Source organism: Tenacibaculum aiptasiae (assembly GCF_965221665.1).
GTDB classification, from domain to species: domain Bacteria; phylum Bacteroidota; class Bacteroidia; order Flavobacteriales; family Flavobacteriaceae; genus Polaribacter; species Polaribacter aiptasiae.
Genome location: NZ_CBDCSN010000003.1, coordinates 869,144 through 884,368, shown reverse-complemented (window position 1 = coordinate 884,368; position 15,225 = coordinate 869,144). Strand labels below are relative to the sequence as shown.

At 29.4% G+C, this 15,225-nt stretch carries 15 protein-coding genes; 5 read left to right on the top strand and 10 right to left on the bottom strand.

Annotated features, from left to right (window positions below; genetic code table 11):
* Positions 1-8 precede the first annotated feature (8 nt).
* Complete coding sequence (locus ACOQN8_RS15960) at positions 9-1,826, top strand: cation:proton antiporter (protein WP_420553424.1); 1,818 nt, start codon at positions 9-11, stop codon at positions 1,824-1,826.
* Here ACOQN8_RS15960 and dnaX read toward each other — a convergent pair.
* A complete protein-coding gene (gene dnaX / locus ACOQN8_RS15955) occupies positions 1,815-3,515 on the bottom strand; it encodes a DNA polymerase III subunit gamma/tau (protein ID WP_150898497.1) in 1,701 nt (566 codons plus the stop codon). The genes ACOQN8_RS15960 and dnaX overlap by 12 nt on opposite strands.
* 143 nt (positions 3,516-3,658) lie before the next feature.
* On the opposite strand from dnaX, the gene msrA reads away from it, so the two are divergent.
* Positions 3,659-4,315 carry a peptide-methionine (S)-S-oxide reductase MsrA gene (gene msrA / locus ACOQN8_RS15950; RefSeq protein WP_150898498.1) on the top strand — a complete coding sequence of 219 codons (657 nt, stop codon included), beginning with the start codon at positions 3,659-3,661 and terminating at the stop codon, positions 4,313-4,315.
* 139 nt (positions 4,316-4,454) lie between these two features.
* Here the strand turns inward: msrA and ACOQN8_RS15945 are convergent, their stop codons facing one another.
* The 7 genes from ACOQN8_RS15945 to ACOQN8_RS15915 form a co-directional block, all read right to left on the bottom strand.
* The gene (locus ACOQN8_RS15945) at positions 4,455-5,021 is read right to left on the bottom strand and encodes a type 1 periplasmic binding fold superfamily protein (RefSeq protein WP_420553423.1); all 567 of its coding nucleotides are present in this window, start codon (positions 5,019-5,021) and stop codon (positions 4,455-4,457) included.
* Positions 5,022-5,032: 11 nt separating this feature from the next.
* Complete coding sequence (locus ACOQN8_RS15940; RefSeq protein WP_420553422.1) at positions 5,033-7,444, bottom strand: TonB-dependent receptor; 2,412 nt, start codon at positions 7,442-7,444, stop codon at positions 5,033-5,035.
* 33 nt (positions 7,445-7,477) lie between these two features.
* Complete coding sequence (locus tag ACOQN8_RS15935; protein WP_150898501.1) at positions 7,478-7,762, bottom strand: hypothetical protein; 285 nt, start codon at positions 7,760-7,762, stop codon at positions 7,478-7,480.
* Between the two features lie 136 nt (positions 7,763-7,898).
* A complete protein-coding gene (locus tag ACOQN8_RS15930; RefSeq protein ID WP_272149377.1) occupies positions 7,899-8,675 on the bottom strand; it encodes a TerC family protein in 777 nt (258 codons plus the stop codon).
* 3 nt (positions 8,676-8,678) lie between these two features.
* Entirely contained in the window at positions 8,679-9,095 is a 417-nt protein-coding gene (locus tag ACOQN8_RS15925) for a hypothetical protein (RefSeq protein WP_420553421.1), read from the bottom strand.
* The gene (purB, locus tag ACOQN8_RS15920; RefSeq protein ID WP_420553420.1) at positions 9,095-10,438 is read right to left on the bottom strand and encodes an adenylosuccinate lyase; all 1,344 of its coding nucleotides are present in this window, start codon (positions 10,436-10,438) and stop codon (positions 9,095-9,097) included. Before purB ends, ACOQN8_RS15925 begins: the two co-directional genes overlap by 1 nt.
* 72 nt (positions 10,439-10,510) lie before the next feature.
* Positions 10,511-11,107, bottom strand: a complete 597-nt coding sequence (locus tag ACOQN8_RS15915; protein ID WP_150898505.1) for a Crp/Fnr family transcriptional regulator — start codon at positions 11,105-11,107, stop codon at positions 10,511-10,513.
* A 69-nt stretch (positions 11,108-11,176) separates the two neighbouring features.
* On the opposite strand from ACOQN8_RS15915, the gene ACOQN8_RS15910 reads away from it, so the two are divergent.
* On the top strand, positions 11,177-11,587 hold the full coding sequence (locus ACOQN8_RS15910; protein ID WP_420553419.1) for a group III truncated hemoglobin: 411 nt from the start codon (positions 11,177-11,179) through the stop codon (positions 11,585-11,587).
* Here ACOQN8_RS15910 and ACOQN8_RS15905 read toward each other — a convergent pair.
* Positions 11,559-11,903, bottom strand: a complete 345-nt coding sequence (locus ACOQN8_RS15905; RefSeq protein ID WP_272149372.1) for a hypothetical protein — start codon at positions 11,901-11,903, stop codon at positions 11,559-11,561. The two genes, ACOQN8_RS15910 and ACOQN8_RS15905, sit on opposite strands and share 29 nt — an antisense overlap.
* 130 nt (positions 11,904-12,033) lie before the next feature.
* Here ACOQN8_RS15905 and ACOQN8_RS15900 point away from each other — a divergent pair, with 130 nt between their 5' ends.
* Positions 12,034-14,052 (top strand): VWA domain-containing protein, encoded by a 2,019-nt coding sequence (locus tag ACOQN8_RS15900; protein ID WP_420553418.1) that lies wholly within the window; start codon positions 12,034-12,036, stop codon positions 14,050-14,052.
* A 65-nt stretch (positions 14,053-14,117) separates the two neighbouring features.
* Positions 14,118-14,507, top strand: a complete 390-nt coding sequence (locus ACOQN8_RS15895; RefSeq protein WP_150898508.1) for an acyl-CoA thioesterase — start codon at positions 14,118-14,120, stop codon at positions 14,505-14,507.
* A 16-nt stretch (positions 14,508-14,523) separates the two neighbouring features.
* Here the strand turns inward: ACOQN8_RS15895 and ACOQN8_RS15890 are convergent, their stop codons facing one another.
* On the bottom strand, positions 14,524-15,222 hold the full coding sequence (locus ACOQN8_RS15890; RefSeq protein ID WP_420553417.1) for a LytR/AlgR family response regulator transcription factor: 699 nt from the start codon (positions 15,220-15,222) through the stop codon (positions 14,524-14,526).
* Positions 15,223-15,225: the final 3 nt, after the last annotated feature.

Genomic DNA, 15,225 nt, shown 5'->3' with positions numbered 1-15,225 from the left:
TAAAGACTATGGTAGAACTAGCAGGAATCATCATTTTAGGAATTTTAGCACAATGGGTAGCATGGAAATTTAAAATTCCAGCAATATTACCTTTAATTTTAATAGGACTATTAGTAGGTCCTGTTGCTGCTGAATTTTTTAGTTCTGATGGAAGTAAATGGATTGAACCTATATGGAATGGAAAAAAAGGATTATTTCCTGGCGATGGTCTATTTTATTTTGTGTCTTTAGCTATTAGTATTATTCTTTTTGAAGGAGGTTTAACATTAAAGCAAAGTGAAATCTCTAATGTTGGTCCAGTTATAACAAAGCTGATTACTTTAGGTTCTGCAGTAACATTTATTGTTTCAGGTATTGTTGCACATCATATTTTTGGATTAGGATGGGAAATTTCAATGTTATTTTCAGCATTAATTATAGTTACAGGTCCAACAGTAATATCGCCAATATTAAGAAATGTACCTCTTAAAAAAGATGTAGCAGCTGTGCTAAAATGGGAAGGTATTTTAATTGACCCAATAGGAGCATTAATAGCAGTATTGGTTTTTGAATTTATTAGTGTTGGAGGTGGAAGTGGTTTTACAAAAACAGCTTTACTTGAGTTTGGTAAAATCTTATTATTTGGCTCAACTTTTGGTTTTACGTTTGCACATGCTTTAATATTTATAGTTAATAGGAAGTTGGTTCCACATTATTTATTAAACGTGGTATCATTATCTACCGTATTATTTGTATTTGTATTGTCTGATTTATTTGCTCACGAATCTGGTTTATTATCGGTAGTGGTAATGGGAATGGTAATAGCAAATAGTAAAATTCACAGTTTTGACGAATTATTATATTTTAAAGAATCACTTTCAGTATTATTAATTTCTATCCTATTTATTTTGTTGGCTGCAAACATGGATATGAGTCAGCTTCAACTTATTTTTAACTGGGAAGCACTATTGTTATTTGCTATTGTAGTTTTAGTAATACGTCCTTTAGGTGTATTTCTAAGTACACGAGGTTCAACTTTAAAACTCAATGAAAAATTATTTATAAGTTGGGTTGGACCTAGAGGTATTGTAGCTGCTGGTATTGCTTCATTATTTGGAACTAAACTAATGAAACAAGGTGTAGTAGGCGCAGAATACATAACTCCTTTGGTATTTATGATTGTATTGGGTACAGTACTATTAAATGCAACTACAGCACGTTTATTTGCTAAACTAGTAGGAGTATTCTTAAAACAATCTGAAGCGATAGTTATTATTGGAGCTTCTGAAGCAGCAAGAGTGATTGCTAAATATTTAAAAGATAATGATAGAAGGGTAATACTTTTAGATCAGAACAAAGATTATATTGAAAAAGCTCGTAATAATGAAATTGAAGCTTTTGATATTGATATTTATAACGATAGTATAGATGATAAGGTAGAATTGAGTGACGTTGGTTATCTGATAGCAATGACTGGTAGTGATGTGGTTAACAAATATGCAATAACACAATTATCTGAGTTGTATGGTGAGCATGGTGCCTATAGAGTAGCTAGTTCAAAAGAAGTTAAGGATAGTGAAATAAAAGAAGAAATGAATCTATTTACAGAAAATGATGATTACTTTAATCTGAATGAAAGCGCGAGAGATTATCCTACGATACATGAATTGATTGTAAAATCAGAAGAAGATTTTGTAGCTAAACTTGAAAAAATTGAGGAAGAGATAAAATCAATACCATTATTTGTAAAAGTAGGAGATACCTTAGAAGTATTACCAACATTTAATACGGCAAACATTAAAGAAAATAACGCTATTGTTTATTTAGGTAAAAAATTAGAGATCTAAACCAAAAGTTTGCTTTAACTTTTCAATTAAAGGATTTTTTTCTTTTAATTTCTCATATTTTTCATGAGGAGTATAGGCAAACTTTTTTTCTATAGTTTCATTTACTACAATATCAACTTCAATACCATAGTTATTTAAAGCTTCACGTAAGTAACGCATTAATTTTGGTTTCCCTTTTCTTAATTGGGACTTCATTAATTCGTTAGGAACAGAGAACTTTATTTTATGATTAGCTCCTAATAATGGAGTATCTGAAGCTAAAATAGCTGCCATACTTCGTTCACCTAACCCTTGTAATTTAAAATAGTATTTTTTCCAAGCTTCAGCTAATTCTTCATTAGTAAAAGGAGTTCTTGGGTGATTTTCGAAGTTTTCATCATCATCATTAGTAACAACAACCTTTTTCTTATGTACACTTTTTAAAGAAAGTGCAGAAGCCCTACGTTTAATGTTTTTCAACATTGGTTTTGTAGATTGGGCTTGTGGAGTTTCTTTAACTTCAGGTTGTTTTGTTTCCTGAGGAATCTCTGTAGCTTTTACAATTGGTTGAATTGCAATCTTCTTTACCGAAGGAGATAAAGAAGTGAAAAAAGTAGCCGGAATTATGTAGTTGCTAGATTTTTTTTTTGCTCCATCAAAAGTGATAGAGGCTATTTGCATTAAGGTAAGTTCTACCAGTAAACGTTGGTTTTTACTTCCTCGATATTTTAAATCACAATCGTTGGCTTTATCAATAGCTGGAAGCAAAAATTGCATATTAGCTTTTCTAGCTTGATCTAAATATTTCTTCTTTGTATTATCTCCAACTTCTAATAATTGTATGGTAGCTTCATCTTTAGCAACTAATAAATCTCTAAAGTGAGATGCTAAACCGTTTATAAAATGATGTCCTTCAAAGCCTTTGGCTAAAACATCATTAAAAGCCATCAATACTTCAGGTATTTTATTTTCAAGTAATAGATCAGTAATGTTAAAATAAACATCATAATCTAATACATTTAAATTCTGAGTAACGGCTTCACGTGTTAAATTACTACCAGAAAAACTAACAACTCTATCAAAAATAGATAAAGCATCACGCATGGCACCATCAGCCTTTTGAGCTATTACATGTAAAGCATCATCTTCAGCTGTAATATTTTCTTTAGCACAAATCGTTTTTAAATACTCTTTAGCATCTAAAACACCTATACGTTTAAAATCGAAAATTTGACAACGTGATAATATTGTTGGAATAATTTTATGCTTTTCGGTTGTTGCTAAAATAAAAATAGCATGTGCTGGTGGCTCTTCCAATGTCTTTAAAAAAGCATTGAAAGCTGCTTGAGAAAGCATATGAACCTCGTCAATAATATAAACCTTATATTTTCCAGTTTGAGGTGGAATACGAACTTGATCCGTTAGGTTTCGAATATCGTCTACAGAGTTGTTTGAAGCAGCATCTAATTCAAAAATATTGAAAGCGAAATCTTCATCTTCATTAGTAGCATCTTCTTGATTTATTCTTTTAGCTAGAATACGAGCACAAGAAGTTTTACCAACTCCACGAGGTCCTGTAAAAAGTAATGCTTGCGCTAAATGATTGTTTTTTATAGCATTTTCTAAAGTATTGGTGATGGCTTGTTGGCCAACAACATCTTCAAAATTTTGAGGACGATACTTACGTGCTGATACTATAAAATGTTCCATTTAATTGCTACTATTTACGTAAACAAAAGTAAAAAACCCGATGGCAACTCACAAACAATTTTCTTAAGGAAAACCTAAAGTTGTAAACAATTGTAAAAACTTGTTTTTTTACACGACTGAATAGGTATAAAAGATTATAATTTATGAAGATACTAAAATCAATAGCACTTTCAGCAGTGTTTTTATCAGCTATTATTTTTACAAATTTCACAAAAAAAGAAGAAATTAAAGAGAATGATAAAATCATATCTTACTCAAAAGATACCAAAGTAGCTTATTTTGCAAGCGGATGTTTTTGGTGCGTAGAGGCTATTTTTGAAAGTGTAAAAGGAGTAGAGGAAGCAGTTTCAGGTTATGCAGGTGGACACACAAAAAATCCTACTTACAGAAAAATAGGAACAGGAAGAACTGGGCATTCAGAAACAGTAGCTGTTTACTATAATCCTAAGGTAGTGAGTTTTCAAACTTTAGTAGATGTTTATTTTGGGTCTCATAATCCTACAACAAAAAATGGACAGCACCCAGATTATGGAAGTCAATATAGATCTATTGCATTTTATAGTAATAATAAGGAGAAACAAATAATTGAAAACACAATTAAAAAGTTAAATAAAGAAATTTATAAAGGTAAAATAGTAACAGAAGTAACAAAGTTTACCAAGTTTTATCCAGCGGAAGAATACCATCAAAATTATGAGAGATTACATCCAGAAAATCCTTATGTACAAAAGGTTTCTATTCCTAGGTTAAATCGTTTTAAGCAGAAATTTCCAGAATTGCTTAAAAAGGAAAAGCACTAAAACTTTATTAAGTTAAAGTTTGTTTATATAAGAAGAAAACTCCCCAATTTTGGGGAGTTTTTGATTCTTAATACTATTTAAGAGAGTAAATAAAAAACCTCAGGATTAACCTGAGGTTTTTTACAATATAAATGGTTTATTATTGTAATGTAATAGGGAAGCTAACTTCAATATCAGTAGAACCACCAGCATTAGTAATATCTCCATCTTTAACACCAGCAGCCGATTTGTTAGGCTCATGTCTTAAAGTAACTGTATAAGTTCCAGTTCCAGCAGCTCCAGTAGCAACAGTAAATTGAATTCCAACAGGGTTTCCGTTAGAATCGTTATTTCCTGCATAAGTAAAAGTACCAGCAATTCCATTAGCATTGTAGAAGAATTGGTGCTCTTCAGCTTCAGCAGCTACTTCGTCTGTTACATTTCCAGCAGGGCTTTCAGTTTCGTTTAATAAAGTAATAACCGCACTATAAGTTGTATTTGCTGCAAGTGTAATTGGATCTGGAGTAATTACAGGTGCATTAGGACCATCACCATCTAAATCTTGACTTTGGATAGTTACAGCATTACCTCCACCATTTGGTGTTAATACAATTCTCATTGTAGTTATAACTTCTTCCTCATTTACAGGAACTGGGTCGCTATCTGAACAAGAAGCGAATACTAAAGAGAAAATAGTAAGTATTGAAAATAATTTAATAAGTTTCATAATGTGTTTTTTTAATAATTAATTTTTAATTGAATTTTAAAGTTTCTCCCTAAATCATCAGCAAAGTAGCGTAGTTTGTTTAAATAATTTCGATAACTGGTATTAAGTATATTGTCTACAGAAAATGTTAATCCCATATTGGTTTTAAATAGATTAAACTCTATACCTGACGAAAAATTTAATAAATGGTAAGCATCGGGAGGTGTACTAATATCAACAAGTTCATAACTATTAGTTTGAGGGATAAAAATGTCAAAATTGTTGTTAGGGAAATTGTTTTGTCTAGCATTAAATTCACTTTGAACAGAAGCATTGAAATTATACCATTCAGCTTTGTTAAAAGTAAGTTGCGTTACCGTCTTAAATGGAGGAATATCTATAAGATCACGTTTGTTACTTGTATCCTTTCCTCTAAGAAACGAAGTTTTATTTCCGATACTTAAATTTTTATTTATTTGATAACTTATATTAGTATCAATACCAAATAAATGAGCGTTTACTTGTTTATAATCCCAAGTAACAAAAGTACCACGTTGTGTTAATTCAGCTCCTGAAGGTTCTATATAAATAAAATCATTTATAAAGTTGTAAAATCCTTCAACAGAAAAATCAAGTTTGTTGTGGTTAAAATTATAAGTTGCAGAAAACCTATTAGACGTTTCTGGTTGTATACGTAAATCTCCTAATTCTATTCTAGCTGCAGAATGATGTAACCCAGCACTGAATAATTCAGAAGCATTAGGTGCTCTATTTGCTAAACCATAGTTCGCAATTAAAGAACTCTTTTCATTAATGTCATAAGAAATGCCTAATGATGCCGAAATATTATGGTAAGTAAATACAGGATTTGCCAATAATTGAGTGCCTTGCACATTTGGATCAACTATAAAGTGGCTAAAATCATTTTGATAACCTAAACTGTTCCATCTAGAAATTTGATAAAACTTTTTAGCATCAATATGTTCAAAATCGTATCTAATACCTGCAGTTAATAAGATGTCTTCAAATCTAAAATTTCCAATTCCATAAGCTCCAAAAGTATATTTATCATAATCAGGTATGATTCTTCTTACTTTAGTTGCTGGGTCAGGGAAATTATTTTGATAGCTTCCAATAATTCCAAATTTATAAATTCGATCAGGATTTGCATCCATTTTTAAATCAGCTCTAAAAGAATGAGTTTTTAATAATAAATCAGTGGCAGCTAAATTTTTATTGTCACCTCTTCTTAAATCAAACTCTAATCTATTGTTGCTTTGAAAATCATATTGTAAAGATAATTTACCAATTCCTTTAAAACGCTTATAGTAGCTAGCTTTAAGTAATTGGTGAGTAACATCTTGTTTAGGGTTGTCTATTGTATAACTAAAATCACTTATTTTTAATGGAGTAGGGCTGTTAATAGCATTTCTTAAATCAGAAGCACTACCTACATGAGAGGCGCTTAGAATTCCTATTTTATTAACTATATGACTATAAAAAAGTTCAAAACCTTTATTGAACTTTTTAAATCCTGTAGCAATTGTAAACGCTTTAGAATCTATTCCTGTATTTGTCAAATAGTAATCAGGTGCTCTAAAATCACCAGCTCTTTTGTACGAAGCTTGTCCATTTATATACCAGCCTTTTGCATAATTTTTTTGCAAACTACTAGTAATATTAAAAAGTCTTCCATTAGATTGCTGAGAAAGAATTGTTTTTCCATACAAAGTATCTTTATTAATCAGAACTTTTGAGGGATTAACAATAACAACTCCTCCTATAGCATCTCCACCATATTGTAATGCATTAGCTCCTTTTATAACAGAAACAGTTTCTGCAGCGTTTAAATCAATATTAGGAGCGTGTTCTATACCCCATTCTTGATCTTGTAAACGCACATTATTAAAAGAAATAAGCACTCTACTACTGTGTAAACCGTTGATTACAGGTTTAACAATAGAGTTCCCAGTATTAATAGAAGATACACCAGATATATCTTTCAAAGCATCACCTAAACTTGCACTACTGAATTTTTCTAAAGTTTTTGTTTTAATTAAGGTTTCTTGTGAAGTTTTAGTTTTTAACCCCGTTTTACCTTTAACACTTACTTCGTTTAATTCTTCAATATGGTGCTCTAAATCAATAACTTTATAAAGGTTTTTATCTATTGTAAAAGTTAAAGTTCTAGGGTCACATGCAACGTGAGAAATTTCAACAGTAATAGTACCTTTACATACATTATTGATGGTGAATTTTCCATTGATATCTGTAGTGGTGTATTTGTTTTGATTTTTAATTAAAACCGTAGCTCCAACTATGGGCGATTTATCATGAAAATCATCTACTAAACCTGAGAATGTATATGTACATTCTTCTTGTGCTATTATTATAGAAGAAAAACTCCATAACAAAAGCATCAGAACAATATTTTTTAAGTTCATTAAATTTTAGTTATAAATAATTGAATAAAAAGATTACGTAATTATTATATAACTAGGCGGTGCGCGTGATGATTTAAGTGATGTGAAATTTGAGTTAAATTGTTTTGGACTTCTAAGAGCTTTTTCTACATGAATATCTTCAGAAAATAATTCGTAATTATTACCTAAATCAAAATAAGTAACTTTTAATTGTAGGTGTAAATCACCACAATCATTCTCTAATTCATGTAAGTGTTGCTCTGTTTTAGAAGTACAAGCAATATGTTCATGATCTTCAAAAAGGTCATGAGAAGCCCTAACTAATGTTGGTGTTAGCAACGAAAAGATAAGTAAAAGGGCAATATGTCTTTTAAAGCTGAACATAACTCAGTTCGCAAATGTATAAAAAAATAAGACCTATTTATAATTATAAACAGGTCTTATTTAAAAATAGTATAATTTTAACTAATTAGCTTTATTTTTTTGAATTTCCACGCATTTTCATGTTCAGCATTTCAACTAATAATGAAAAGGTAATAGCAAAATACAAATAACCCTTAGGAATTGTACCTATTTCTTCACCAAATAATTTAGCATGCGATAGATGGGCACTTTCAGCAATAAGCATAAATCCAATTAATATTAAGAATGATAACCCTAACATTTGAATTGTTGGATGCTTGTTTACGAACTTACCTACAGGATTAGCAAATAACATCATAATAACCATTGATAATACAACCGAAGCAATCATAATAATCATAGCTCCTTCAACACCGTTTGTCATACCAACTGCCGTTAAAATTGAATCAAAAGAGAATACAATGTTAATTAATGTAATTTGAATAATAGCTTGTGTTAATGTATATCCTTTTTGAGGTTTTCCATCTTCGGTATCTTCTTCATGACCTTCTACTTTATGATGAATTTCCTTGGTACTTTTATATAGTAGAAATATACCTCCAGCAAATAGGATTAAAGCTTGTCCTGTAACTCCTGCTTTAAACCAAGAAAAGTCTACATGAAATAATGGAGCATTCATGGCTATAAGTAAAGAAATACCAAACAGTAAAACGATACGTAATACCATTGCTAAAACCAAACCTATATTAGTGGCTTTTTTTTGTAAGTTTTCAGGTAGTTTATTTGCTGCTATTGATATAAAAATAATGTTATCAATACCTAAAACAATTTCTAAAAAAGTTAAGGTTACTAATGCACCCCAGGTGTCGGGTTGTAAGAAAATTTCCATAGTTTATTTTACTTTATATACAGTTCCTTTTTGTTTAAAATTAGAGTAACCAATTCTAGCTGTAAAACTATAAGAGCTATCGGTTACTTTTGTAATTTGAACAAATATAGGGTCTTTATCCAAATCTGTTTTTGGATTTTTCATTTTTAAGTTATAGGCAAAATTATTTTTCCACTTAATGTAAAGTGTATCAATATGTTTTTCTTCCTTAACAGTGGTTAAACTATCTGTTGAAATACTTACTTTTTTAGTGTATTCTTCAATTTGTAAGCTATCTTTCCTTACAATAATAGTTTTTCCATAGCCCTCTCCAGCTGGAATTTCAAAAGTTCCATATTTAAAACGAGTTGGATCTCCTTTCTTTTCTGGAGAACAAGATAAAACTAAGGTTAAGACTAAAAAAGTAAATAGATATTTCATTAAATTCCTGTATAATTAGATGGTGTAATTGCTTTTAACTCATTTTTTATTTCAGAAGAAACTTCTAAAGTGTCAATAAAATTAGCAATTGACTGTTGTGTTATTTTTTCGTTTGTACGTGTTAAACCTTTTAAAGCTTCGTATGGATTTGGATATGCTTCTCGACGTAAAATTGTTTGAATAGCTTCTGCAACTACAGCCCAATTGTTTTCTAAATCTTCTTCAAATTTTTCTTCGTTTAATAATAACTTATTTAAACCTTTTAAGGTTGAAGCAAAACCAATTAAGGTATGTCCAAAAGGAACTCCTATGTTACGTAAAACAGTACTGTCAGTTAAATCACGTTGCAATCTAGATATAGGTAATTTAGCCGATAAGTGCTCAAAAATAGCGTTTGCAATTCCTAAGTTACCTTCAGAGTTTTCAAAATCAATTGGATTAACTTTATGTGGCATTGCCGAAGAACCTACTTCACCTTTCTTTATTTTTTGCTTAAAATAATCGTTAGAAACATAGGTCCAAACATCACGGTCTAAATCAATTAAAACAGTGTTTATACGTTTTAAGCCATCGTATAAAGCAGCCATATGATCATAGTGCTCAATTTGAGTAGTTGGGAATGAATGATGTAATCCTAAAATTTCTTCAACAAAATGGGTTCCAAAATTTTTCCAATCAATGTCTGGATATGCTACTTTATGTGCATTGAAATTTCCTGTAGCACCTCCAAATTTTGCTGCATGTGGTGTATGCTGTATGTGTATTGCTTGATTATTAATACGCTCTACAAATACAAAAAATTCTTTTCCTAAGCGAGTAGGAGATGCTGGCTGTCCATGTGTACGAGCTAGCATTGGAATGTTTTCCCATTCTTCAGATAAATCAGCTAATTTGCATACTAAAGTATCTAAAGTTGGATAATAAACGTCATTCATTGCATCTTTAATAGATAAAGGAATGGCTGTATTATTAATATCTTGAGAAGTTAATCCGAAATGGATAAACTCTTTATAAGCTTGTAAATTTAAAGCATCAAATTTTTCTTTAATAAAGTATTCAACAGCTTTTACATCATGATTGGTAATTGCTTCGATATCTTTAATTTTCTGAGCATCATCAGGTGAAAAAGAAGTGTAAATTTCACGAAGGTTTGAATATAAATCTTTGTTGAAATCAACTAACTGAGGCAAAGGAATTTCACATAAAGCAATAAAATACTCTATTTCTACTTTTACTCTGTACTTAATTAAGGCTTCTTCTGAAAAATAATTAGCTAAATCCGCAACTTTATTGCGGTATCTACCATCAATAGGAGAGATGGCATTTAATTGTGTTAAGTTCATTTTTTGTTGTTGTGTTGTAAGCAACAAAAATAGAAAATACTTATATTATGTTAAAGGATATCTGAAAGGAATTTAACGATAAACTTTTCGTTTTAAGATTTTAAGATCACCTTTCTTTTCCAATAATTTTATTACACGTATTACTGTTTCTACACGTAAGCCTAGAATATCGGCAATTTGCTGTCTTGTGTATTCTATTTTAAAAGTAAAGTCTCCCTTTATTTTATAAACATCATTTTTTAAATAATCAAAAAAGCGAAGAACTCTATGAGCTGGTTCTTGACTAGAAATTTCGGAAGCTATAATTGCTTTATAATATAAACGTTTGGCTAGACTTTGTGTTATTTTTAAATGAATTTCTGGATTTTCTTGGAGTAAATTAAATAGTTGTTCTTTTGAAATTACTATAACTTCTGAATCAGAAATTGCTTCTGCATTGGCAGGGTATTTTACATCGATAAATAAAGGAGGTTCACCAAAACTTTGTTCTTTATAAAAAATACCTTGAATAAACTCTTTTCCATCTTCATTATAATTATTCATTTTAATAGCTCCATTACTAATTTGAAAATAGTTATGAGCAGTTTGATTTTCAGAAAAAATAATTTCTCCTTTTTTATAGGTTTTATATTGAGCGTTATAGCTTAGTAAAAGTTCTTTAGGTATCATTATGATTTAAGTCATAAATTGCAACAGTATAAAGATATACTTTTGTTGCTTATTAATAAATAGTTTTTGATGAATAGAAAAGAAATAGAGAATAGAGAAGATGTATATTTATTAGTATCTACTTTTTATGATAAAATTAAAGAAGATGACTTTATTGGTCCGATTTTTATAAAAACCATTCCAGATGAAACTTGGGAAAGTCATTTGCAAAAACTTACCGATTTTTGGGAAACCAATCTTTTCTTTGTTCGTAAGTTTAAAGGAAATCCTATGAAAGCACATAAAGATTTAGATAAAAACTTTGATCATAGCATTTCTCAAGAACATTTTGGAAGATGGCTTCAATTATGGTTTGAAACTATTGATAATCTTTTTATTGGAAAAAAAGCTCATGAAGCTAAAGAAAGAGCACGAAATATAGCTTCCATGCTCTTTTTTAAAATGTTTGATGCTAAGCCAAAAGGGCAAGTTGGTAAATAATTAATAAAATATTTCCTAAAATATTAATTATAAATCCCCAAGCAACAACTTTAAATGGTCGTTGACTTATAGCTAAAGCATTTGCTCCCATAGCCGAAACACAGGTAAATATTAAAGGGAACAGATTTACTTCTCCATGCACAGCCAAGGCTGCAGAAAAAGATGCAATCATAGTACCTATCATTATTAAAATAACAGATATACCAATAGCATTCTTTTTTTCTTCTGCTATCTTTTGATTTATTGTTTTTATTGGGTTGAAATTTAAAGTCTTAGCGTTTAAATTACTTACAGTTAATTGTTTTGTTGTACTCATGCCTAATAATATTTACTACAAAATTATTACCCATAGACTAATTAATTTATGACCGAAATCATAAATGAAAACTTATTAGATTAATTTAATTGAATAGATATTTTTATATTCACAGATTAAAATATCTTTTGTGGAATCATTGACCCTTTTTTATATAGTATTAGCCGTTTTAGTAAGCGTTGCAATAGCTTTCTTTCAATATTTTTATAAAGCCAAAAAAACGCCTAAAATCCATGTTTTTTTATTCTTTTTAAAAGCATTGAGTTTGTTTTTACTGTTATTACTATTAATCAATCCTAAAATTGAAATGGTTGAAACTGAAAATAACAAACCGGTTTTAGCTGTTTTAGTTGATAATTCTTTGTCAGTTAAACATTTTAAGCAGGAAAAAGAGGTAACACGCATTGTACAAGAAATTGAAAACAATAAAAAAATACAAGATAAGTTTGATGTACAATTGTTTACTTATGGGAAAAATATAAAAGCATTAGATAGTTTATCTTTTTCAGAAACTCAAACAGACATTTCACAAGCAATAACATCAATTAGCGAATTAAATAAAGAAGCAAATAGCGCTACTATTTTAATTAGTGATGGTAACCAAACAAAAGGAAATGATTATGAATATTTAAATATAAACAAAAGTGTATATCCAATAGTTGTTGGTGATACTACTACATATCAAGATATACAAATTTCACAACTGAATGTAAATAAATACAGTTATATAAAAAATAAGTTTCCTGTAGAAGCTCTTTTGTATTATCAAGGAAAAGAGCAAGTAAATTCTACTTTTACAATATCGCATAAAGGGAAAAGAATTTTTTCAAAAAAACTACAGTTTTCTCCATCAAACCCATCGCAAACAGTTTCGACTAATTTGTTATCAGGAGAAAAAGGTTTACAATACTACTCAGCTTCGATTAGTAAAATTGGGAATGAAAAAAACACAAAGAATAACTATAAAAACTTTTCGGTAGAAGTACTTGATGAACAAACAAAGGTGTTGATAGTAAGTTCTTTTTTACACCCTGATTTAGGAGCTCTTAAAAAGTCAATAGAAAGTAATAAACAACGTAAGGCAGATATAGCTTTAATTAACGATAGGAATATTAATTTTTCAGAGTATCAGTTTTATGTATTGTATCAACCCAATAGTTATTTTAAAAAGTTTTTTGAAAAAGTTTCTTCAAATTATTTAGTAATCTCAGGAACTAAGACAGATTGGAACTTTTTAAATTCTTTAAAATTAGGTGTTCGAAAGCAAGCGATTAATCAAGTAGAAGAATATGCAGCTATTTATAATGATGGTTTTTTAACTTTTTTACAAAAAGACATTGGTTTTGATGAGTTTCCTCCGCTTAGAGACAAGTTTGGGGAAGTTACCTTAGATAGTAAATCGCAAAGTTTATTATATCAAAAATTTGCTGGAGTAGAAACGCAACAGCCTTTGTTAACTACCATTGAGAATAATGAAAAAAAGTATGCAGTTTTATTTGGAGAAGGAATTTGGAAATGGAGAGCAGCAAGTTTTTTAAAAGAACAATCTTTTGAAACGTTTGATACATTTATAGGTAGCTTAACTCAATATTTAGCGTCTAATAAAAAAAGAAAAAGATTAGAAGTTAGTGCAGAACGTTTATATGCGGCCAATGTACCAATTAGCATTACAGCTTTTTATGTAGATAAAAATTACCAATTTGATAATAGAGCTGAACTACAGCTAACAATTACAAATACAGAGAGTAAAGAAAAAAAGACTTTACCATTTTCACTTGTAAATAATTCATTTCAAGTATCGGTTGAAGGCTTAACTTCTGGTGATTATAGTTATGGAGTGTCGGTAAAAAATCAAAATATAAATAGTTATGGAAAATTTAAAATAACCGATTATCAAATAGAAGAACAGTTTACAAATGCTAATTATAAAAAGCTTAATTCATTAGCTTTAAAAACAAAAGGAAAGTTGTTTTATACAAACTCAGTTGATAATTTACTAGAAGATTTATCGCTTAACAAGTCTTATTATACAACCCAAAAATCAATTAGCAATAAAGAAAATTTAATTAATTGGAAATGGACGTTGTTTTTAATTATTGGACTCTTATCTATAGAGTGGTTTATTAGAAAATACTATGGTAAAATATAAAAAACAAATGATGTTTGATAGGTTAACAAGACCTAAATATTGAAATTTGTAGTAAAATAAAATATATGAGATTTCACACTAGAAAATGGGTAAAACCAGAAGATTTAAATCCAAATGGAACTTTATTTGGAGGGCGATTGTTACAATGGATAGACGAGGAAGTAGCTTTATATGCTATTATTCAATTAGAAATTCCTAAAACAGTAACAAAGTTTATGTCTGAAATAGATTTTGTAAGCTCAGCTAAAAAAGGAGATATAATAGAAATTGGTATTGAAGTTGTAAAATTTGGAAGATCATCAATTACTTTAAATTGTGAAGTACGTAATAAGATTACGCATAAAACTATTATTGCTATTGATAAAATAGTTATGGTTAGTTTAGATGAAGATGGAAGTCCAATAGCCCACGGAAAAACAAAAATAGAATACACTAAAGACAGGTTGAAAAAATAAATTTTCAACCTTTTTTTTATAAAAATAGTTTTTTCAATTCTTTATACTTAGTTCTACCAACGGGGAGAATTTCGCCGTTATTTAATTCAACAGAATATTTACTACCAGTTTGTACAATAATTTCTTTGATTTCAGTAATTTTTACTAGATATGATTTATGAATACGTTGAAAAGATTCTGGTAATAATTGAGAAAGTTTTTCTAAAGATTTGTCGTGTAATTCTTTCTGATTGTTTGTTAAAAACACTTCGGTATATACGCCTGCACCTTTTATATATCGTACATTTTTAATATCGATTAATTGCACTCCAGTACGTTTTTTAATAGCTAAATATTGAAGATTTTCTGTAGTTATTTCTTCTTTTCGTATAATTCTATTAAAAGCCTGCTCTAACCTTGTTTTGTTAAAAGGTTTAGGAACAAAATCTAAAACCCCATATTCAAAAGCGGTTAGTGCCTGATGTTTATTGGCTGAAATAATAATGGTATGAAAAGATTCTGAAACACTATTTTTTAGTACGTCAAAACCACTTTCACCGTTCAGGTTTAAATCAAGTAATAATAAGTCTAATTGATTGTTTTGAATATGTTCTATACCTTCTGTTAAGGAATGCACACAGGTTAATTCTTGAAGTGTATTTAAAAAAAACTCTTTGGTCATACGTTCCACTCTTTTAGCAATACGAGCTTCATCTTCAATAATTAAAATTTTCATAAG

Coding starts and splice junctions, on each gene's coding strand:
- ACOQN8_RS15960 (WP_420553424.1), top strand. CDS start 9: ATGGTAGAACTAGCAGGAATCATCATTTTAGGAATTTTAGCACAATGG.
- dnaX (WP_150898497.1), bottom strand. CDS start 3,515: ATGGAACATTTTATAGTATCAGCACGTAAGTATCGTCCTCAAAATTTT.
- msrA (WP_150898498.1), top strand. CDS start 3,659: ATGAAGATACTAAAATCAATAGCACTTTCAGCAGTGTTTTTATCAGCT.
- ACOQN8_RS15945 (WP_420553423.1), bottom strand. CDS start 5,021: ATGAAACTTATTAAATTATTTTCAATACTTACTATTTTCTCTTTAGTA.
- ACOQN8_RS15940 (WP_420553422.1), bottom strand. CDS start 7,444: ATGAACTTAAAAAATATTGTTCTGATGCTTTTGTTATGGAGTTTTTCT.
- ACOQN8_RS15930 (WP_272149377.1), bottom strand. CDS start 8,675: ATGGAAATTTTCTTACAACCCGACACCTGGGGTGCATTAGTAACCTTA.
- ACOQN8_RS15925 (WP_420553421.1), bottom strand. CDS start 9,095: ATGAAATATCTATTTACTTTTTTAGTCTTAACCTTAGTTTTATCTTGT.
- purB (WP_420553420.1), bottom strand. CDS start 10,438: ATGAACTTAACACAATTAAATGCCATCTCTCCTATTGATGGTAGATAC.
- ACOQN8_RS15915 (WP_150898505.1), bottom strand. CDS start 11,107: ATGATACCTAAAGAACTTTTACTAAGCTATAACGCTCAATATAAAACC.
- ACOQN8_RS15910 (WP_420553419.1), top strand. CDS start 11,177: ATGAATAGAAAAGAAATAGAGAATAGAGAAGATGTATATTTATTAGTA.
- ACOQN8_RS15905 (WP_272149372.1), bottom strand. CDS start 11,903: ATGAGTACAACAAAACAATTAACTGTAAGTAATTTAAACGCTAAGACT.
- ACOQN8_RS15895 (WP_150898508.1), top strand. CDS start 14,118: ATGAGATTTCACACTAGAAAATGGGTAAAACCAGAAGATTTAAATCCA.
- ACOQN8_RS15890 (WP_420553417.1), bottom strand. CDS start 15,222: ATGAAAATTTTAATTATTGAAGATGAAGCTCGTATTGCTAAAAGAGTG.